This window comes from Nocardia alba NBRC 108234 (genome assembly GCF_001612665.1).
Classification (GTDB): domain Bacteria; phylum Actinomycetota; class Actinomycetes; order Mycobacteriales; family Mycobacteriaceae; genus Nocardia; species Nocardia alba.
The window spans coordinates 53,909-73,943 of sequence record NZ_BDAX01000014.1 but is presented as its reverse complement, the minus strand read 5'-3'; the positions used below and the strand labels follow the sequence as shown (position 1 = coordinate 73,943).

Annotated in this window: 20 protein-coding genes; 8 read left to right on the top strand and 12 right to left on the bottom strand. The window is 68.5% G+C overall.

What is annotated here, in order from left to right; genetic code table 11:
• Nucleotides 1–91 precede the first annotated feature (91 nt).
• A complete protein-coding gene (locus tag NA12_RS33680) occupies nt 92–1,813 on the top strand; it encodes a serine/threonine-protein kinase (protein ID WP_067451197.1) in 1,722 nt (573 codons plus the stop codon).
• Nucleotides 1,814–1,841: 28 nt separating this feature from the next.
• Here the strand turns inward: NA12_RS33680 and NA12_RS16290 are convergent, their stop codons facing one another.
• Both NA12_RS16290 and NA12_RS16285 read right to left on the bottom strand, forming a co-directional pair.
• Entirely contained in the window at nt 1,842–2,534 is a 693-nt protein-coding gene (locus NA12_RS16290; protein ID WP_067451194.1) for a serine hydrolase, read from the bottom strand.
• 108 nt (nt 2,535–2,642) lie between these two features.
• Nucleotides 2,643–3,494 carry an oxygenase MpaB family protein gene (locus NA12_RS16285; RefSeq protein ID WP_067451191.1) on the bottom strand — a complete coding sequence of 284 codons (852 nt, stop codon included), beginning with the start codon at nt 3,492–3,494 and terminating at the stop codon, nt 2,643–2,645.
• A gap of 125 nt (nt 3,495–3,619) precedes the next feature.
• On the opposite strand from NA12_RS16285, the gene NA12_RS16280 reads away from it, so the two are divergent.
• Nucleotides 3,620–5,050: an acyl-CoA synthetase gene (locus NA12_RS16280; RefSeq protein ID WP_067451189.1), complete on the top strand. Its 1,431-nt coding sequence runs from the start codon at nt 3,620–3,622 to the stop codon at nt 5,048–5,050.
• A gap of 45 nt (nt 5,051–5,095) precedes the next feature.
• Here NA12_RS16280 and sigJ read toward each other — a convergent pair whose 3' ends face one another.
• The 4 genes from sigJ to dapD all read right to left on the bottom strand — a co-directional run bounded on the left by sigJ (nt 5,096) and on the right by dapD (nt 8,928).
• Nucleotides 5,096–5,974, bottom strand: coding sequence for an RNA polymerase sigma factor SigJ (gene sigJ / locus NA12_RS16275; RefSeq protein WP_067451680.1), 879 nt, complete (start codon nt 5,972–5,974; stop codon nt 5,096–5,098).
• Nucleotides 5,971–7,050 carry an NAD(P)/FAD-dependent oxidoreductase gene (locus NA12_RS16270; RefSeq protein ID WP_067451186.1) on the bottom strand — a complete coding sequence of 360 codons (1,080 nt, stop codon included), beginning with the start codon at nt 7,048–7,050 and terminating at the stop codon, nt 5,971–5,973. Before NA12_RS16270 ends, sigJ begins: the two co-directional genes overlap by 4 nt.
• A gap of 136 nt (nt 7,051–7,186) precedes the next feature.
• Nucleotides 7,187–7,804 (bottom strand): DUF8020 domain-containing protein, encoded by a 618-nt coding sequence (locus NA12_RS16265; RefSeq protein ID WP_067451184.1) that lies wholly within the window; start codon nt 7,802–7,804, stop codon nt 7,187–7,189.
• 173 nt (nt 7,805–7,977) lie between these two features.
• A complete protein-coding gene (gene dapD, locus NA12_RS16260) occupies nt 7,978–8,928 on the bottom strand; it encodes a 2,3,4,5-tetrahydropyridine-2,6-dicarboxylate N-succinyltransferase (protein WP_067451678.1) in 951 nt (316 codons plus the stop codon).
• Between the two features lie 119 nt (nt 8,929–9,047).
• Between dapD and dapE the strand changes: the two genes are divergently transcribed.
• From dapE to NA12_RS16230, 6 genes are all read left to right on the top strand, one after another.
• Nucleotides 9,048–10,142 (top strand): succinyl-diaminopimelate desuccinylase, encoded by a 1,095-nt coding sequence (dapE, locus tag NA12_RS16255; protein ID WP_067451182.1) that lies wholly within the window; start codon nt 9,048–9,050, stop codon nt 10,140–10,142.
• A gap of 146 nt (nt 10,143–10,288) precedes the next feature.
• Nucleotides 10,289–11,089 (top strand): LOG family protein, encoded by an 801-nt coding sequence (locus NA12_RS16250; RefSeq protein WP_067451180.1) that lies wholly within the window; start codon nt 10,289–10,291, stop codon nt 11,087–11,089.
• Nucleotides 11,083–11,637 carry an LOG family protein gene (locus tag NA12_RS16245; RefSeq protein ID WP_067451179.1) on the top strand — a complete coding sequence of 185 codons (555 nt, stop codon included), beginning with the start codon at nt 11,083–11,085 and terminating at the stop codon, nt 11,635–11,637. Before NA12_RS16250 ends, NA12_RS16245 begins: the two co-directional genes overlap by 7 nt.
• A gap of 9 nt (nt 11,638–11,646) precedes the next feature.
• On the top strand, nt 11,647–13,413 hold the full coding sequence (locus NA12_RS16240) for a long-chain-acyl-CoA synthetase (RefSeq protein ID WP_067451176.1): 1,767 nt from the start codon (nt 11,647–11,649) through the stop codon (nt 13,411–13,413).
• A 251-nt stretch (nt 13,414–13,664) separates the two neighbouring features.
• Nucleotides 13,665–14,552 carry a dihydropteroate synthase gene (gene folP, locus NA12_RS16235; RefSeq protein ID WP_067451173.1) on the top strand — a complete coding sequence of 296 codons (888 nt, stop codon included), beginning with the start codon at nt 13,665–13,667 and terminating at the stop codon, nt 14,550–14,552.
• Nucleotides 14,549–15,487 carry a glucosyl-3-phosphoglycerate synthase gene (locus NA12_RS16230; RefSeq protein ID WP_067451171.1) on the top strand — a complete coding sequence of 313 codons (939 nt, stop codon included), beginning with the start codon at nt 14,549–14,551 and terminating at the stop codon, nt 15,485–15,487. The genes folP and NA12_RS16230 overlap by 4 nt, the downstream gene beginning before the upstream one ends.
• 55 nt (nt 15,488–15,542) lie before the next feature.
• Here NA12_RS16230 and NA12_RS16225 read toward each other — a convergent pair whose 3' ends face one another.
• From NA12_RS16225 to tatB, 6 genes are all read right to left on the bottom strand, one after another.
• Nucleotides 15,543–15,989, bottom strand: coding sequence for a DUF6640 family protein (locus tag NA12_RS16225; protein WP_067451170.1), 447 nt, complete (start codon nt 15,987–15,989; stop codon nt 15,543–15,545).
• A 1-nt stretch (nt 15,990) separates the two neighbouring features.
• Nucleotides 15,991–16,584, bottom strand: a complete 594-nt coding sequence (locus NA12_RS16220; protein WP_067451165.1) for a TetR/AcrR family transcriptional regulator — start codon at nt 16,582–16,584, stop codon at nt 15,991–15,993.
• Nucleotides 16,585–16,679: 95 nt separating this feature from the next.
• Entirely contained in the window at nt 16,680–17,759 is a 1,080-nt protein-coding gene (locus NA12_RS16215) for an XdhC family protein (protein WP_067451163.1), read from the bottom strand.
• A 99-nt stretch (nt 17,760–17,858) separates the two neighbouring features.
• Nucleotides 17,859–18,383, bottom strand: a complete 525-nt coding sequence (locus NA12_RS16210) for a hypothetical protein (RefSeq protein ID WP_132369684.1) — start codon at nt 18,381–18,383, stop codon at nt 17,859–17,861.
• 158 nt (nt 18,384–18,541) lie between these two features.
• Nucleotides 18,542–19,399: a hypothetical protein gene (locus NA12_RS16205; RefSeq protein ID WP_067451157.1), complete on the bottom strand. Its 858-nt coding sequence runs from the start codon at nt 19,397–19,399 to the stop codon at nt 18,542–18,544.
• A gap of 190 nt (nt 19,400–19,589) precedes the next feature.
• Complete coding sequence (gene tatB, locus NA12_RS16200) at nt 19,590–20,009, bottom strand: Sec-independent protein translocase protein TatB (protein WP_067451155.1); 420 nt, start codon at nt 20,007–20,009, stop codon at nt 19,590–19,592.
• Nucleotides 20,010–20,035: the final 26 nt, after the last annotated feature.

Sequence of the window (20,035 nt, the reverse complement as noted above, 5' to 3'; positions counted from 1 at the left end):
CTGATCGCGCCCGGCGGTGCATGCCGTCTCGGGCGGCCGATATCGTGTGGAGCACAGGGGCGATAGCTGTCAGGATCGAGAGGCGCAACGGATGCACGGGGTGGAGTTCGGCGCCGGCACGGTCTTCGCGGGGTATCGGATCGACCGGCTGCTCGGCCGGGGCGGCATGGGCACCGTGTACCTCGCGGCGCATCCGCGCCTGCCGCGGCAGGTGGCGCTGAAGCTGCTCGGTCGCGAACTGTCCTCGGACGACGAGGTTCGCGGACGGTTCGAGCGTGAGGCGGACGTGTCCGCCCATCTCGATCACCCCGGCATCGTGTCGGTGCTCGACCGGGGCGTCGAAGACGGCCTGATGTGGATCTCCATGCAGTACGTCGACGGCCGCGACGCCTCGGTGTTCCGCGGGGAGCCGCTGGATCCGTCGCGGGCGATCGGCATCATCGCCCAGACCGCCGAGGCGCTGGACTACGCCCACGATCGTGGCGTACTGCACCGAGATGTGAAGCCCGCCAACATCTTGCTGGCCGCGAGCCGAACCGGTGACCGTGTTCTGCTCACCGATTTCGGTATCGCCCGTCTTCTCGGCGACGCCCGTCAGCTCACCCGCACCGGAGCCTTCCTCGCCACCCTCGCCTACGCCTCGCCCGAACAACTCTCGGGCGCCCCGGTCGACCACCGATCCGACCAGTACTCGCTCGGCTGCACCCTGTTCACCCTGCTCACCGGCGAAAGCCCCTTCCCCGCGGACAATCCCGGCGCGGTGGTCGCGGCCCACCTGACCAAGCCGGTACCCAGTGCGTCCGCGGTGGTCGCCGCCCTGCCACCCGGAATCGACGCGGTCATCGCCAGGGCGATGGCGAAGGCGCCGGACGAAAGATTCGACAGCTGTGAGGAATTCGCGCGCGCGGCGACAGCGGCCTCGGTGAGCGCGGGTTCGGTGTCGCGGGGCACCGGTGGTTCCCGCTCGCCCCGCGCCGGTGAACCTGCCCGTGTGGTCGGCGGGGCGGCCGTCCCGGTCGGGGTGGCTTCCGGCCGTGAACACCTGCCGACGCACTCCGGCGAGAGTTTGCTGGATCCGACCCAGGTGAGTTCACCGTCCTACGCCGTTGCGCGGCAGGCCCCGGTAGGCGGCGGTAGAACCGAAGCGATCGGCGCGGTGGCTGTTCCGCATCCCGGGTATGCGCACGTGGGTGCCCGTGAGGTAGGGCAGCGGGCACCCTCGGGTGGACGTTCCGGGCGACCACCGCAGCGGGCGGTTTCGTCGCGGTGGCGGGTACTGGCGGTGAGTCTGATCGTGCTCGCGCTGGTCGCCGGGGTCGGCATCATCGGTGTCGCCGGGATCTACTGGAAGTTCGTGCGGCCCAACCGGATTCCACCGCCGCCCACCTGGGGCGCGCACGGTTCGGTGGCCTCGGGGTTCACCGACTTGATCCCGTCGGGGCCCACCGGGCGCGGCTGGCGCGGGGCGAATTGCTCGGCGACACCGTCACTGGTGGTGCTGCCGGGTGACCCGGCGCCGTTGCGGCAGATCATGTGCACCGATGCCGACGGCGTGATCGCCTGGTACACCGAGTACCCCGACGCCACCGACGTGGATGCCTATCTGCGGCGGCACACCACCGAGGACCTCACGCGCGAACTGCACCACACCAGCCTCGTCGCCTACCGGCCACGCGACCCCGCCGCGCCGTTCACTCTCGCAACCAGGGAGCGCGGCAATGTGTTCAGCGCGAACTCGGTGGTCGAAGTGTCGTGGCCGGGGCACACTTTCGAGGAGACCCGCGACAACTGGTGGCAGCTCGCCCCGTTCTGACCGGGCGCAGCTACCTTGCCCGCGCCGGTCAGGACGCCCCGACCAGGCGAAGGACCAGCGCGGGCAGGGCGTCGAGTACGTCGACGGACTGGTCGGCGGCGGTGCCGTAGGTGTGCGCGGCGACCGAGAAGCTGGGTCCGAAGGACGCGGAAGCCACCTCGGGGGCGCCCATATCCGACCATCCCCACTTGCTGCCCTGGACGCCGGGTAGTTGGGCGGTGCCCCAGTTCTGGGGAGTGCCGTCGGCGGCGGTATTGCTCGCACCCGCCATCCACTCGAAGATCGGCGAACCGGCGTCGGTGCGTTGCTTGGCGGCCAGGAAGTCGGTGAGGTCGGCGGTGCTGGTACTGGATCTGCCCCAGTCGGCGGTGCCGTGCGTGGCGCGCAACCCGTATTCGCTCGCGGTCGCCTCGATCGCCTGCGGATACTTGTCGGCGAGCTGGGTGGCGGCGCCGTCGTCGGAGTCACGGATCATTCGTTCCGACAGCGCGCGGTCCTGCGGTGAGCCGTCGCCGTGGCGCAGCGCGTAGTCGGCGATGTAGAGCTTGGACAGCGACAGCGCCGCCCGCGATTCGTGCTCGTTGGCTGTACCCCAGGCGAATCCGCCCGGCATCCGCAGTGAGATGGCGGTTCGCGGGGGCACCGTCGTCGGGTCCTCGTCGGCGTGTGCGGCGGGCGCGGCCATCATGAGGCCGACCGCGACCGCCGCACACCCTGTCATTGTTCGAATGCTCACGAGCGTCCTCCGATTCCCCGCGACGGCGTTGCGATCGTGGGGAATGAAACCCGAACGCCGCAGGTCGACGGGGGAGGCGCGCGGCAACGCCGATCAGATCAGGGGCTTGCCGAGCCGGTGACGACGGCGCATGTCGATGAGGGTGACGTTGAAGGGAAAGTTGCGGATGGGGCGTGGCAGGCGGGCGGTCACCGTGCCCGTGGTACGCATCAGGCGGTTGAGTTTGCGCTCGTCGGCGGCGCTCCACGTCAGGCCGAGTTCATCGCGGAGGTGCTGGGGGAGCAGGCCGGTGGTGAACCAGCGGTGGAAGCCGGCGAAAGGTCGGCGCAGTCGCCTGTCGACCATCTTCAGGTCGAGCAGGTCGTCGAAGTAGGCCTTGACCGTGGCGTCCACACTGGTGAGCTGCAGGTGTTCGGTCCAGTAGGCATCGAACGCGGCGCGATCGGCGGGCCACATCTCGCGGGGGACCTGGAGCGTGGTGCCGAGGTGATGGGCGTAGTCGTAGAAGGTGTCGGCGAGGTCGTCGTCGGCGGGGCCGTAGAGGCGACGCATCACGTCGACCGAGCCCCAGTACAGGCACGCGGCCACCCACAACTGCAGGTTCTTGTCGAAGGCGTTGTATTTCACCGGGCTGTCGGCGGTGGAGCGGACCTGGCGGTGCGCGCCGTTGACGGCGGTGCGGTAGGCCTCGCGATCGGCGTCGGTGCCCATCAGCGCCACCGACAGGTAGGTGAGGGTGGTTCGGGTGCGCTTGACCGGGTGGCGCATGATGCTGCCGCTGTGCACCGTCGATTCGGCGACGCCGTGGCCGACGGGGGCGAGGCTGAGCTGCATGATCACATTGGCGGTCGCGCCCCAGAAGGCCGCGGAACCGTCGACATGGTCGCGGATATCGAAGGGCGCCGGTTCGGACCGTTGGGAACGCGAGCGCGACAGGATGGTCATCGTTGACCCCGTTTTCCTCGAAGAGCTAGTGAGAGAAGTACGCACTAAATGTCTCATCATGTCGTCAGGGTGTCAACGACAGCGGCGGCGGTACCCGCCCGATCGCCTCGCGTTAGCGTTGACGGATGTCCTATGGTCCGCCGCTGCTCCTCGCTTCGCTGAATCCGGCCGCCGTCGCCGCCGGGGATGACATTCCCGACGCCGTCACCATCGATGATGCCACCGTCTCGCGCAGCGATCTGCTGGGTTCGGCCACATCGGTAGCCGAACGTATCGCTCGCGCCGACCGCGTCGCGGTGCTGGCCGAACCGACCTTGCGCACCGTGATCGCCGTGGTCGGCTGCCTGATCGCGGGGGTGACGGTGGTTCCGGTGCCGCCGGACTCGGGCGTCGCCGAACGCGAGCACATGCTGCGCGATTCGGGCGCGCAGGCCTGGCTCGGCCCGGCGCCGGAGGGCACCGACCTGCCGGTGGTGCCGGTGCGGCTGCACGCGCGGTCGTGGCACACCTATCCCGAACCCGATCCGGCCGCGATCGCCTTCATCCTCTACACCTCGGGAACCACCGGGGCCCCCAAAGGCGTGATGCTCAGTCGCGCCGCGATCGCCGCCGGGCTCGACGCGCTGGCCGAGGCGTGGGCGTGGACATGGAAAGACACACTGGTACACGGGCTTCCGCTGTTCCATGTACACGGGCTGATCCTCGGGCTGCTCGGGCCGTTGCGGGTGGGCAGTCCGGTGATCCACACCGGCAAGCCGACGCCGCAGGCCTACGCGGCGGCGGGCGGAAGTCTGTACTTCGGCGTGCCGACCGTGTGGTCACGCGTGGTCGAGCAGCCCGAGCTGGCCAGGCAACTGGGCAAGGCGCGGTTGCTGGTCTCGGGCAGCGCGCCGCTGCCGGTGCCGGTTTTCGAGAAGCTGACCGAGCTCACCGGGCAGGCGCCGGTGGAGCGGTACGGGATGAGCGAAACCATGATCACCCTGTCGACCAGGGCGGATGGCGAGCGCAGGCCGGGCTGGGTCGGCACGCCGGTGCGTGGAGTGCAGACCAGACTTCGCGACGAGGCGGGCGCGCCCGTCGCGCACGACGGCACGAGCATCGGTGGCCTGCAGGTTCGCGGACCGATGCTGTTCGACGGGTACCTGAACCGGCCCGAGGCCACGGCGTCGGACTGGACCGAGGACGGGTGGTTCCGCACCGGCGATGTGGCCGTCATCGATGCCGACGGATTCCATCGCATCGTCGGGCGCGAATCGATCGACCTCATCAAATCCGGCGGATACCGCATCGGCGCGGGGGAGATCGAAACCGCGCTGCTCGGGCATCCGGCGGTCGGCGAGGTCGCGGTGGTCGGACTGCCCGACGATGATCTCGGGCAGCGGATCGTGGCCTTCGTCGTCGCGCGCGACGCGAGCTCCGACGCGCTCGCGGGCGAGCTCACCAGCTATGTGGGCGAACAGCTTTCGGCCCACAAGCGACCACGGGAGGTGCGTTTCGTCGACTCGCTCCCGCGCAACGCGATGGGCAAGGTGCAGAAGAAGCTGCTCCAGCGGTGACGCCTGGCCGACGGCTGTGCGCCGGCCAGCGCCCCGCCTTCGATCTCACCCCGGAACCCGCACAGCACTGAGCTTTTCGGGGTTGCGGATCGAATAGATCGCGGTGACGCGACCATCGCTCACCTCGATCGACGTCACCTGGTCGAGCACGCCGTCGATGGTCACCAGCAGCGAGGGCATCGCGTTGTAGATCCCGACGTGCGTGCCGACGGCGCCGAGCCGCTGGCCCTTGGCGAACAACCCGATGGTCAGGCGCGACACCTTGTCGCGGCCGTGCACGGGCCTGCGCACCGCGCTCACCAGCCCGCCGCCGTCGCCGAGGAACACCACCTCGGGAGCCAGCACGTCCATCAGCGCCTGCACATCGCCGGTGGCGGCCGCGATCGCGAACCGCTCCACCACCGACTGGGCCTGCGCGGGGGTGGCGACGACAGTGTGGCGGGCTGCGTGGACGCGGTTGCGGGCACGCTGGTTCAGTTGCCGCACAGCGGCTTCCGACTTATCCACCGCCGTCGCGATCTCCGGGTAGTCGAACGCGAACACCTCGCGCAGCACGAACACCGCCCGCTGCACCGGCGTGAGCGTTTCCAGCACGAGCAGCATCGCGGTGGTCACGGCCTCGCCGGTCAGGACGTGCTCGACCCCGCCGTCCGGCTCGGTGGCCAGCGGTTCGGGCAACCACGGTCCGACGTACTCCTCACGCCTGCGGGCCGTGGCACGCAGCACCCCGAGCGCCTGCCTGGTGACGATCTGGGCGAGGTAGGCGCGCGGGTTGTCGACCAGGGTGTGATCGACTTCGCGCCAGCGCAGATAGCTGTCGTGCAGGACGTCCTCGGTATCGACCACCGAGCCGAGGATCTCGTAGGCGATCGAGAACAGCAGCCGCCGGTTCTCGGTGAAGGTGTCCTCGGGCGCCTCTGTCACCGTTTCGGGCCGCTGATCCACACGCTCTTGCCGGTGCGGGAGGCATAGGCGGCATAGCGGCTGACGCGTTCCTTGGCGAACGCCGCGACGCGTCCGCGCAGGAACAGCCGTCGGGGGTTGTCCGCGCGGTCGGTCGTCTGCATCAGCCCGTCACGCCTGCCCAGGCTCATGCCCTGCCCGGCGTAGCCCATCGAAAACGGGCGCGGCTCGCGTCCTTTGATCATCCTGGCCAGCGTATCGGCCGCGTGTGCGCCCTGCGGAGCCGCCGTGGCGCAGGCCATGCGCATGCCGGGCACGGCCGCGCAGTCGCCGACGACGAAGACGCGAGGATCGGTGACGCTGCGCAGCGCGGCGTCGACCAGGGCTCGGCCGCCGGTGTCCACCGCGAGTCCGCTGCGGGCGGCCAGGTCGGGCACCGCGGCGATGATCGCCCAGAGCGTGAGGTCGGAGGCGAGTTCGGCGCCCGAGCCGAGTCGCAGGGCCGTCGGGGTGACCTCGGTGATCCGGTCGGTCACTATCTCCACGTTGAAGCGGGCCAGTGTGGCGCCGATATGGCGTTGCGCACCGGCCGAGAGCCCGGCGGCGACCGTCTCGCTCGCCAGCCGTAGGCGCAGGTCGGGGCGAGCTTCGGCGATCTCGGTCACGGTCTCGATCCCCGTCAGCCCGCCACCGATCACCGTCACGATCGCGCCCGCGGGCAGCGCCTCCAGCGCGATCCGTGCCTGTTCGGCGCCTTCCCAGGTACCGATCGCGATCGTGCCGGCCAGTGGGTTCGCGATGCTGCCCGCCGCGAGGATCGCGTGATCGAAGTCCAGGCTCCGGCCGTCGTCGAGGGTGAGCGCACCGTCGCCGATCTTGTCCACACTCGCGGTCTCGACCGCGATCCCGTCCCTGAGCATCTCGGTGAGCGGCCGGTCCGCGGTCCCGCTGCCGGCGAGCTGTTCGTGCAAACGCACCCGCTCGATGAAGACCGCGCGCGGATTGACCACGGTGATGCGCGCGTCAGGAGCCTTGCGATGGAGCCGATTCGCCGCGACCGTACCCGCGTACCCCGCGCCGATAACCACGATGTGCATGTGTGCCTCCTGCCATGGACTGTCGCTGTCGACCATGTGATGGCGCCCGGCGCTCTCCTGTGACGGTGAGGTGCGTCATAGGGAAAGGCCCCGTACTCCGCAGCAGTACGAGGCCTTTCCCTGTGACGAGGTCAGATCAGGGCTGACCGGACGCGAACGCGGTCACGGCATCCAGGAATTCCTGGCCGCCCATCAGGTAGCCGCCGATGACCATTCCGGCCGGGATGGTGACGATCCACAGGAACGGGATGAACGAGCCGATGAGGCCGCCGATGACGACGCCGGGCAGGTTCTTGTTGACCTGCTCGATGAGCCGGTCGACGGAGCTGATGTCCTTCAGTTCCGCGACATTGCTCAGCTTCGCGGAATCCTCGGGCGCCATGGTGGAAGTCAGCTTGACGGTGCGACCGTCCTCGCTGATCTGCTGGTTCACGACGATCGGCAGGCCGGCGACCTCGGAGCGCAGCGGCGTCTGGTCGACGATCGCGCCGTCGGTGGTCTTGAGCAGTACCGACGCGCCGTCGGCGGCGAGCTCGAACTTGCCGCCCTCGACCGCCCAGGTGATGGCCTTGTCCGCGGGCGCGACCGTGGTCCGGTAATCGATTCCGTGTGTGGTGCCAGAAGTCACGCCCCCCGAAGCCACTACAGCAGGCTGCTCGGTGCCCAGCGCGGGCGCACCGTGGGCAGTGGCCGCGGTAATCCCCACCGCAGCGACCGCCATGAAAACAGCAGTAGTGAACTTTCCGAACTTCATACTTTCATCCCTCCGCATTTTTTTACCGCTCCTGATCGGAGCGACGAAACGAAGGTTAGCGCGTGAAATTGCTTGTCGCACATTCGGGTTCGAATTCGTGAAATCGAAAGCATTTGCTGAATTGTGACTGGTGTCGACAATTGCCGGGCCGAATGGCCCGGCAACGCGACCGGTCAATCGTTGGCGTGCAACGCGGCATTCAGTTCGACGCCGGTGCCCTTGCGCGGCACGACCTCGACAGCCCCGGTGGTGGAATTGCGGCGGAACAGCAGGTTGTCTCGACCCGACAGACTCGCGGCCTTGACGACGGTGCCGTCGGGCCCGGTCACCTTGGTACCCGCGGTGACATACAGACCGGCCTCGATCACGCAGTCGTTGCCCAGCGAGATGCCGACGCCCGCGTTGGCGCCGAGCAGTGAACGCTCGCCGACCGAGATGACCTGGGTGCCGCCGCCGGACAGGGTGCCCATGATGGAGGCGCCACCACCCACATCGGAGCCGTCGCCGACCACGACGCCCGCCGAGATGCGGCCCTCGACCATCGAGTTGCCGAGGGTGCCCGCGTTGAAGTTGACGAAGCCCTCGTGCATGACGGTGGTACCGGCGGCGAGGTGCGCGCCGAGCCGAACCCGGTCGGCGTCGCCGATGCGCACGCCGGCGGGGACCACGTAGTCGACCAGGCGCGGGAACTTGTCCACGCTGAGGACCGTCACCGGGCCGCGGGCGCGCAGCTTCAGGCGGGTCTGCTCGAAGCCGTCGACCGCGCACGGGCCGTGGTTGGTCCACACCACATTGCTGAGCAGGCCGAACTGGCCGTCGAGGTTCAGTCCGTGCGGTCGCACCAGGCGGTGCGAGAGCAGGTGCAGGCGCAGGTAGACGTCGTGCGCGTCGACGGGGGCGGCCGACAGGTCCGCGATCGTGGTGCGCACCGCGATGACCTCGACTCCCCGCGCCGCGTCCGCGCCGAGGAGCTCGGCGAATTCGGGCACGTCGGCGGCGTCGAGGCGCTGGGAGCCGGTCTCGGTGAACTCGCCCAGCGCGGGGCCGGGGTACCAGGTATCGAGGACCGTCCCGTCCGAGGTCACATTGGCGATACCGACTGCAGTTGCTCCCTGAATACTCACGGAGGCCATTTTGCCCGGTCCGGCCCTGCTGGTGTGCCGCGGGCCCTGTGCGTTCGACCACGCGGTCCGCTCGGCCCGGATCAGCCGATCGCGGACGCGCCCGTACTACTGTCGAAGATGTGACTCTGGATTTGCGTGCCGACCCCATCAAGTTGACCGCCGCTCTCGTCGACGTGCCGAGTGTGTCGCGCGATGAGGCCAAGATCGCGGATCTGGTCGAGGAGGCGTTGCGTGAGCAGACCACCGGGTTCGAAGTGGTGCGGCACGGGAACGTGGTGCTGGCGCGGACGCGGCGCGGACTGCCGACGCGGGTGATCCTGGCGGGCCATCTCGATACCGTGCCGATCGCGGACAATGTGCCGAGCCGACCCGACGAAATCGACGGTGAAGCGGTGCTGTTCGGTTGTGGCACAGTGGATATGAAGTCCGGTGACGCTGTATTCCTGCACCTGGCCGCCACGATCGCCGACCCGGCCCACGATCTGACGCTGATCTTCTACGACGGCGAGGAGATCGCCGCGGAGTTCAACGGACTCGGGCAGATCGAGCGGGAATTGCCGGAATGGCTCGAAGGCGATCTGGCGATTCTCGGTGAGCCCTCGGCGGGTTGGATCGAGGCAGGCTGCCAGGGCACCCTGCGGGTGCGCTTGACCACGGCCGGCGTGCGCGCGCACTCGGCGCGAGCGTGGCTGGGGGAGAACGCGATCCATGGCCTGGCTCCCCTGCTGGAGCGATTGTCGGGCTATGTCGCGCGCGAGGTCGATATCGACGGGTGCGTGTACCGCGAGGGATTGTCGGCCGTGCGGGTCAGCGGTGGGGTCGCGGGCAATGTGGTGCCCGATGCCGCCGAGGTGGATGTGAACTTCCGTTTCGCCCCCGACCGCAGCGTCGAGCAGGCCATCGCGCATGTCCGCGAGGTCTTCGACGGACTCGATGTGTCCTTCGAGGTCACCGACTCCTCACCCGGCGCCCTCCCCGGCCTGACCGCCCCGGCCGCCGCGACACTCATCGACTCGGTCAACGCCCACGGTGGCGGTGGCGTGCGGGCCAAGTACGGCTGGACCGACGTCTCCCGTTTCGCCGCCCGCGGCATCCCCGCCGTCAACTTCGGCCCCGGCGACCCCAATCTCGCCCACAAACGCGACGAACACGTACCGCTGAGCCAGATCACCGCGGTGACCGCGATGCTGCGGAGCTACCTGTCGGGTGCCTGATCCAGCGCATCAGCCAGGCCGGAGAAGGTGCCGCGTGTGCCGCCCACGACAAGCGGGTCATGGACATCCTGCGGGCGAAGGGCGTGTCCCTGTGAATCGGACAAGTGCGCGCCCGCGCCCGCAATCCGACACAGTAGGTTGGGTTCATGTCTACCGATTCCACTGACGAACAGGTCGGGAAGGTCAAGCCGAGGTTCCGTGGTCCGGTGATGTTCCGCCGTGAGCGCAAGCCCGGCGTCCGGACGGCCGACCGGAACCTGCTCGATACGCGGCAGGACAGCGACTGGGTGCACACCGATCCGTGGCGGGTGCTGCGGATCCAGGCCGAGTTCGTCGAGGGTTTCGGTGCGCTCGCGGAGATCCCGCCCGCGGTGACGGTATTCGGCTCGGCGCGCACGGGCCGCGAGCACCCCGAGTACGTGGCGGGCAGGGCGATCGGCACCGCGCTCGCGGAGGCGGGCTTCGCGGTGATCACCGGCGGCGGGCCCGGCGCGATGGAAGCGGCCAACCACGGCTGCTCGGAGGCCGGCGGCTATTCGATCGGGCTCGGGATCGAGCTGCCGTTCGAACAGGGTCTCAACGAGTGGGTGGATCTGGGGATCAACTTCCGGTACTTCTTCGTGCGCAAGACGATGTTCGTGAAGTACTCCCAGGCCTTCGTCTGTCTGCCCGGCGGCTTCGGCACCCTCGACGAATTGTTCGAGGCGCTCACCCTGGTGCAGACCCGCAAGATCACCCGCTTCCCGATCATCCTGTTCGGCGTCGACTACTGGTCGGGTCTGGTCGACTGGTTGCGTAGCTCGCTGGCGGGTTCCGGCAAGATCTCGCCCGAGGACCTCGACCTGATCCAGCTCACCGACAGCGTCGACGAGGTCGTGCGGATCATCCAGGGCGAGACCGGCGATCACGCGAACATCGAGCGGCTCGGCACCGAGGATCAATGGTGAGCTATTCCGTCTGCGTCTACTGCTCCGCCAGTACCACCGATCCCGACCTGATCAGCCTCGCCGCGCGAGTCGGCACCGAAATCGCCCGGCGTGGTTGGCAATTGGTCTCCGGCGGCGGTCACGTCTCGATGATGGGCGCGGTCGCGACGGCGGCGAGGGCCGGTGGCGCGCACACCGTCGGCGTGATCCCGAAACACCTGGTGCACCGGGAAGTCGCCGATGTCGATGCCGACGAACTGCTCGTCACCGACACCATGCGCCAGCGCAAACAGCTGATGGAAGCGCGCGCCGACGCGTTCCTCACGCTGCCCGGCGGCATCGGGACGCTCGAGGAACTGTTCGAGACCTGGACCGGTGGCTACCTCGGCGAGCACACCAAACCCGTTGTCCTGCTGAACGCGAACGGCTTCTACGACGGCCTGTTGAGCTGGATCGACGAACTGTCGCAGCGCACGATGGTGCCGGCACGGGCGCGTGATCGCCTCGTCGTGGTCCCCGACCTGCCCACCGCGTTCGCCGCGCTCGAACCGGCCACGGCCACCCAGTAGGAGATCGACGTGAGCACAGACGCCCGCGACACAGTCAGCGTTTTCGACCTGGCCAGAGCGCTGCCCGGGATGGCGCTCGACGCCCCCGGCATGTTGCGTAACGCGCGCGGAATGCTGGTGGGCCCCAAGGACGAAGCCTCCATCGGCCTGTACTTCCAGCGGGTCGCGCACCGCAGGCCCGACCGTGTCTTCCTGCGTTTCGAAGGCCACGCCTACACCTACCGCGCCGCCAACAGCGCGGTGAACCGTTACGCCGCGGTGCTTTCCGCGCGCGGGGTTTCTCGTGGTGATGTGGTCGGTGTGCTGATGACCAACCGGCCGGAGACGCTGTTCACGGTGCTGGCCGTGCTCAAACTCGGCGCCACGGTCGGTCTGCTCAACTACAACCAGCGCGATCAGGTCCTCGCCCACAGCATCGGCCTGCTCGACAGCGTGCTCAACGTCGTCGGCGCGGAGTGCGCCGAGGCGCTGCTATCGCTGCCGGAGCCCGCGGCGAATGTTCTCACCGCCGAGGAACTGGACGAATCCGCCCGCACCGCAGCCGATTCCGATCCCGCCACGTGTGCGCGGGTACGGGCGGGGGAGCGGGCGTTCTTGATCTTCACCTCCGGCACCACCGGCCTGCCCAAGGCCAGCGTGATGACCCACCAGCGCTGGACCAAGAGCATGTCCGGACTCGGCGGGCTCGGCGTCCGGCTGCGCGCCGACGACGCCCTGTACTGCTGCCTGCCGCTCTATCACAACAACGCGCTCACGGTCGCGCTGTCGGCGGTGCTGGCGGGCGAAGCGACGTACGTGCTCAGCCGCAAGTTCTCGGCGTCGGGGTTCTGGGACGAGATCGCGCGCGAGCGGGCCACCGCGTTCATCTACATCGGTGAGCTGTGCCGATACCTGATCAACCAGCCGGTGCGGCCCGCCGAGCGGGGCAACCGGGTCCGCCTGGCCGTGGGCAACGGGCTGCGGCCCGAGCTGTGGGACGAGTTCCGCCGCCGGTTCGGGATCGGTCGGGTGGTCGAGTTCTACGGGTCCAGCGAGGCGCCGCTGGCGTTCGTCAACGCGTTCGGGGTCGACCGGACCGCCGGGCTGTGCCCGCTGCCGTACGCGGTGGTGGAGTACGACGACGACACCGGCCACCCCCGGCGCGGTCGCGACGGGAAGCTGCGCCGGGTGCGATCCGGCGGGGTCGGCCTGCTGCTGGCGAAGGTGAACGACCGTCAGCCGTTCGACGGGTACACCGACGAGAAGGCGTCGGAGTCCAAGCTGGTGCGCGACGGCTTCAAGAAGGGCGACTGCTGGTTCGACACCGGCGACCTCGTCCGCGATCAGCACTTCTGGCACATCGCGTTCGTCGACCGGCTCGGCGACACCTTCCGCTGGAAGGGCGAGAACGTGGCGACCACACAGGTCGAGGGCGCGCTCGGGCACGACGCGAGTATCGACCAGGCCGTCGTCTACGGTGTCGACATCCCCGGCACCGACGGCAAAGCGGGCATGGCGGCGATCACGCTGGCCGCGGGCGCCTCCTTCGACGGCAAGGCCCTGGCCGCCACCGCCTACGACCGCCTGCCGCTGTACGCGGTCCCGCTGTACGTGCGAGTGGTCAAGGAACTGGAACAGACCTCGACGTTCAAGAGTCGCAAGGTGGAATTGCGCAAGCAGGGCTATGCGCCCGACGAGGAAGGTCAGCTGTACGTGCTGTCCGGCCCGACGGATGGCTACATCCCCGCGTACGCCGAATACGCCGCTGACGTTGCCGCGAGCAAGGCCCCGAGGTAGCAAGGTAACGTCTGATTTCGCATGAACATGGGTAACTCACCGGGGACCGGCGCATCGAGCCGCTGCCCGTCCGCAGGTCGCCAACGCGAATCTCGACCGCTCGAGTCTGGCCAAGAGTCGCGGAGAGGCGGACGAGCACATGGGTAACTCACCGGGGACCGGCGCATCGAGCCGCTGCCCGTCCGCAGGTCGCCAACGCGAATCTCGACCGCTCGAGTCCGGCCAAGAATCGCGGAGAGGCGGACAAGCACATGGGTAGCTCGTCGGGTATGCGCAGCGGGCCCACCTTCTGTGGGCGCGAGGTGGCCACCGATCGCGCGTTGGTGATGGCGATCGTCAATCGCACGCCGGACTCGTTCTACGACCGTGGGGCCACGTTCAGCGACGCTGCCGCGATGGAACGGGTCTCGCGCGCGGTCGACGAGGGCGCCGACCTGGTCGACATCGGTGGGGTGAAGGCGGGCCCGGGGGTCACCGTGGACGCGGCCGAGGAAACGCAGCGGGTGGTGCCGTTCGTCGCGGCGATCCGGGCGAAGTATCCCGACCTGTTGATCAGTGTGGATACCTGGCGTGGTGACGTCGCGCGGGCGGCGGTCGCCGTGGGCGCCGACCTGATCAACGACACCTGGGCCGGGGCCGACCCCGGGCTCGTGCATGTCGCCGCCGAAACGGGCGCGGGCATCGTCTGCAGCCACACCGGCGGCGCCGTGCCGCGCACCCGCCCACACCGTGTCCGGTATGCGGATGTGGTGGCCGAGGTGACCGCCGCGGTGGTCGCCGCGGCCGAGAACGCCGCGGCCGCGGGGGTGCGCGCCGACGGCATCGTGATCGATCCCACCCACGATTTCGGGAAAAACACCTATCACGGGCTCGAGTTGTTGCGGGGAATCGACGGTCTTGTAAATACCGGATGGCCAGTCCTGATGGCACTGAGCAACAAGGATTTTATCGGGGAGACTCTAGGGGTAGGTCTTACCGAAAGGGTCGAGGGCACGCTGGCGGCAACCGCATGGTCGGCCGCCGCGGGCGCTCGGATCTTCCGGGTTCACGAAGTCGCCGAAACCCGGCGGGTCGTGGACATGATCGCCGCGATCCAGGGCATCCGGCCCCCCGCACGAACTCTGCGAGGTCTGGCATGAAAATCCAACACCGCGAGCCCGCCTGGGCCACTACCCACACATGGGACACCCCTGATTGGACGGTCGGCGAACTCGTCGCCGCCAAGGCGGGCCGCACCGTTTCGGTGGTGCTGCCCGCGCTGAACGAGCAGGACACCGTCGCCGATGTGGTGGCGTCCATCCGACCGCTGCTCGGCACGCTCGTCGACGAACTGATCGTGCTCGACTCCGGGTCCACCGACGCCACCGCGCAACGCGCACTGGCGGCGGGTGCCAAGGTGATCTCGCGCGAGGAGGCCGTTCCCGAACTCGACCCGGTCCCCGGTAAGGGCGAGGTGCTGTGGCGGTCGCTTGCGGTCACCACCGGCGACCTGATCGCCTTCGTCGACTCCGATCTGATCGACCCCGATCCCGCCTTCGTGCCCAAACTCCTCGGTCCGTTGCTGATGATGGAGGGCACCCACCTGTCCAAGGCCTATTATCGTCGCCCGTTACGTCAGGGCGAGTCGGTCGACGCCAACGGCGGCGGCCGCGTCACCGAACTCGTCGCCCGTCCCCTGCTGGCCGCGCTTCGCCCCGAACTGGCACAGGTCCTGCAGCCGCTGGGCGGCGAATACGCGGGTACCAGGGAACTGCTCACCTCGGTTCCCTTCGCCCCGGGCTACGGCGTCGAGATCGGTCTGCTCCTCGACACCTACGACACGATGGGCCTCGACGCCATTACCCAGGTGAACCTGGGCGTGCGCACCCACCGCAACCGTCCCCTCGCCGACCTCGGCGTGATGAGCCGCCAGATCCTCGGCACCGCCCTGCGCCGCAGCGGCGTGCCCGACTCCGGCGCGCCCCTCACCCAATTCCCGTTGATCGAAGGCGAATTCATCGCCCACACCACCACGGTCTCCCTCGAAGACCGTCCGCCGATGAAAACCCTTCGCCCGGAACAGGTCGCGGCGTAGTCGACCACCTCGGGCGTCGCGTCGGTCGGTGGACCGGTGCGGCGCCCGAGGCATGTCAGTTCCGTTGACGTGCGCGCAGCGCGACGGCCACGGCCAGCAGGGCCAACAGGATCAGCGCCAGCAGTACCTGTGGGTGCAGACCGATGATCCTGATGTCGGCGAACTCCGGATCGTGAACGGCGGTGCCGGGAAACAGCATCGCCGCCAGTAGCCCGAGCCAGGGCGTGGCCAGGATCGCGCAGGCCGTCCACACGCGTGACCGCGACCCACCGCCGCGCCGCAGCAGCAGCGTGAGCGCCACCGCGCCGAGCAGAATCGACATGGAGATGTACTGGGCGTCGTGGAATTTCGCGTGCGGGGGCCAGGCGTCGTTGCGCAGGTGCTGCGCCGCGCTCGCCGGAATGACGAAATCCGCCAGCAGAGCGCCGAATACGGTGATCACCGCGACGAGCACAGCGAGAACTCGGGGCGCGGAGGGCTTGTTGGAGACGGTGGTCGTCATGTCACGAAATCCCATGCTCAGGTGATTGTTTCGAGGAATAGGCGCGAAGGAAGCTGTCGAGGACGGCGCGCACGTAGTCGAGGTCGAAAGTTCGGTTGGCGACCAGGCGACGAAAGAACAGCGGGCCGTGCAGCTGATCGACCGCGAGGTCGAGATCGAGTTCGGCGGGCAGCTCGCCGCGGGCGACGGCCGCGGTCAAGGTCGTGCGCGCCGCCTGGGTTCCCGACCGGTACAGCGCCTGCTTGACCTCCGCGAATCTCGGATCGACAGCGGCCCGCTCGATCATCACCCGCATGCCCTGCTCGGTCGCGGGTTCGTGCAGCATCGCGTGCGTAGCCGTCAGTCCGGTCAGCAGGTCGGCGCGAAGATCCCCGGTCGGCTTCGGCCGCGCGAGGGTGATGTGCTGGGTCACGGCGGCGCGGACCAGATCGGTCGGCTCCGGCCAGAGCCGGTACAGGGTGGCCCGGCTGATCCCGCTGCGCGCCGCGACGGCGCTGTGCGTGAGCCCGGCCAGGCCCTGCTCGATCAGGAGTTCACGAGCCGATGCGAGGGCTGCATCGAGACTGCGCACCGTGCGTGGGTCGAGTGGGCGCACCGCATTCCTCTCGGACAGTTTGTCTCATAATTTCGAGACAAACTGTATCGAAAGGTGGCGCGAATGAACAGCTTCCGGTGTGGTTCGCGGTGCGGCTAGTTCGATCGGCGGTGGATGGGGCCGTTCAGGTGCGCCAGCGGCCGTGCGGTGGTGTTTCCCCGGTCGGCGAGGATCTGGGCGAGAATGGAGACCGCGGTCTCTTCGGGGGTGTCGGCGGCGAGGTCGAGGCCGAGCGGGCTTCGGACACGCCCTGTTTCGGCGTCGTCGAGACCGGCGGCGCGGAGACGGTCGGTGCGTTCGGCGTGCGCCCGGCGGGAGCCCAGTGCGCCGATGAATCCGACCTCGGGTAAGCGCAGCGCCGAAGCCAGCAGGGGGACATCGAATTTCGGGTCGTGGGTGAGGACACAGACGACCGTGCGGTCGTCGACGCGGCCCGCGTCCTGTTCCGCGTCGAGATAGCGATGCGGCCAATCGACGACCACCTGATCGGCTGCCGGGAAACGGGCCGGGGTGGTGAAGGTTTCGCGGGCGTCCACGACCGTGACGTGGTAGCCGAGGTTCGTCGCGGCGACGGAGAGGGCCCGGGTGTAGTCGTTGGCGCCGGCCAGGATCATCCGGGCGGGCGAGCGGAAGACCTGCACGAAGGTGCGGGGGCGCTGGGCCTGGGCCGGCGTGCAGTCCTGCGCGCCGACGAGGCCGTTGTGACCCGCGGTCAGCAGCGCGGCGGCATCGTGATCGAGGCCGCGCCACGGCGTGCGATCGCCGGGGTACAGCAGTTTTCGGTCGGGGGCCGACTCGAGGGTGGTGGCGTAGGCGACCGGACGATGCGCGTCGAGCGCGACGTGGAGTGCGCGCAGGGCGGGCAGGTCGGTGTGGTCGAGACGTTCGACGAAGACCTCGATCTCGCCACCACACGGGAGGCCGACGGTGAGTTCATCGGCGGCGGCGAAACGTTCCAGGGTGGCGTGGCCGTCGAGAAGTACCTGGTTGGCGGTGGTGAGCACCGCCGATTCGACGCAACCGCCGGACAGTGAGCCCAGCACGTGTCCGTCTTCGGTGACGACCATCGAGGCGCCCGTTCCGCGCGGTCCCGCACCGGTCCGGTCGACGATTCGCGCCAGCGCGAGGGCCTGATCGGGGAGCAGTTCGAGCACCTGCCCGAGCAGATCACGCATCGCGCACCGGCCTCTCCACGATCACGTCCGGGCGTTGTGATCGTGCTGACCAGCCTAGCTATCCGCCGGCATACGCGCGCGGCGAGCCGCGGGCGAGTCTCAGTCGAGGATCTCGCGCTGCTGCAGGTGGGCCGGGACGGTACCGGCGAGGAAGAAGTCGCGGAAGATCTCCACCGCGTTGTCGGCGGTGAACACCTCTTCCGGATAGACGTAGGTGTCCTCGTCGCCGTGCGGGAGGTAGACGGTCGGCAGGCCGAGCCGCCCGCCGGGTAGGCCGAGGGTGAAGTGCCGGGTGACGTGATCGACCGTGGTGCGCAATTGCAGCGTCATCGCGTCCGCCGAACCGACGCAGCCGAGCGCCAGATCGCCACGCGCCGAACTCACCGAGGTGGTGACCTCGGTGGCCGGCACCGGCTCGGGCAGCACGGTGAGATCGAGTGCGTAGCGCTGATGACCGTCCATCCGGCGCAGCGGGCGCAGAAAGCTGTCCACGTCCTCGTGCGGGCCGATGAAGACCTTCAGACGGTCGCTGTAGGTCACGCGATGGGTGGTGACGACGACGTCGCCGGTGGCCGGCTCCACGTCGAAAGGCGGAACGGGCCCCGGGTGGCTTGCGGCGTGCACGGGCAGAACCCGGCATGCGCCAGCCTCAGGAGACGAGAACATCTGATGCTCACCTACTCACACTCGGTTACTCGCTGGCAATCTAATCATCGCGGGCGACTTGTGATCCATAACAATACAGTGATGCAGATCACTAGATGTGGCGAGTTTAGTTCAGCCTACGGACGAACCCGGGTCGTAGCAAACTTTGGGTCTGTTTCATGCCGATATACCGGGGTGAGAAGGTCTGCATCAACCGGTTCTCCGGTTGCACGGTCGTAACGGACCGCGATAAGGACAGAGAAAAGATGACTGCTCGCGCGCTCGTGCAGGGTCGCCAACCGGGTTGCCAGCAATCGGATCGCACCCAGCGAGCCGGGCGGATGCAGGCCGTCGATCACCATGATGCTGCCGCGGCGGTCGGGTCGGGGCAGTCGGGCCAGGTAGGCGATGTCGTGGGGTTCGGTGCCGCCGGGCCGGTACACGCGGCGCGCGGCCCGGTCCTCGATGCCGCGTCGGGTGTCGCCGGCGCGAGTGACAGTGCGGCGCAGGCGGGGATCGGCCACCACCAGTTGACGCAGGCTGGGCGAGAGCTCGGGACCGCCCAGGATCACCAGCCCGTCGCGATTGAGGTCGATCGGCCTGCCAGGCAAGAACGTCTCGACATTCGCGGCGAAGCCGAGCTGTCGCAACAACTCGGCCAGGCGGGTGGCGGCCTGGGGGTCGGGTGCGCCGAGCAGTCTGCCGGAGCGAACCTCGGGGGCGAGCACGGTCAGGGTGCCGTGTCCGAAGAACAGCCCCTCTGGCACGGGGCCCTGGGTGCTCACCTGATGGATGCGCGCCCGCGACAGTCCGGCGGCGGCGCCGATCCGGGCGAACGTCCAGCCGTCGGCATGGAGCTCTCGGATCACGGCTCGCCGGATCCTCGTTAGTTCGTTGATGGTCTGCTGTGCAGCCGCCACCCCGTCGGTGGCTGCTTTGAGTCTTTCGACCTTGTCTTCGATCGCGAAAACTCGTGCCACGTCATCGGCCGACATGTGCGAAGTCTAGACAGCTCGACAGCGTTGTGTGTCTATATCGGTTGACATCGAACTGTCTTGCGCGACAACGGTCTCGGACCCGAATTGTCGGCAAATCACAGGTGGGCGAGGTCGCCGCCGTGCGGATCGTTCAGCGCGACCTCGCAGCAAATGCCGACCGTGCGGTGTGTTCCCGGCTCGAATCGGATCAGGTCGCGTCGTAGTCGATCGGAGGACGCTCGTTGTTCTCCAGCGCTTTCGGCGGCTGGGGCTTGGACAGGCCACCGGGCATGCCGCTGCTGGTACCGAACAGTTGCTGCTTGTCGGGCACCGCGTTCTCCAGATCGCGCAGCACCGAGTCGTCACCGCCCAGCAGGTGTTTGGTGACCACGGCCCGAGGACTCATCCCACGCAGTTCGTTCAGCTCGGCGAGCGGCTTGCGCAGTTCGTCGAACTCCGGGCCGAGCTCCTGCTTCAGCTGAGAGGTGGCGCCGCTGGCGTAGTCGCGCGCCTGGCGCAGCGCGCCGGTGGTCCAGCGGACGGCGCCGGGCAGTCGCTCCGGGCCGAGAATCACGAGGGCGGCGACGAGCAGGATCATCATCTCGCTCCACCCGACATTGCTGAACACAGCTCTCAGACTACCGGTTGCCGAAC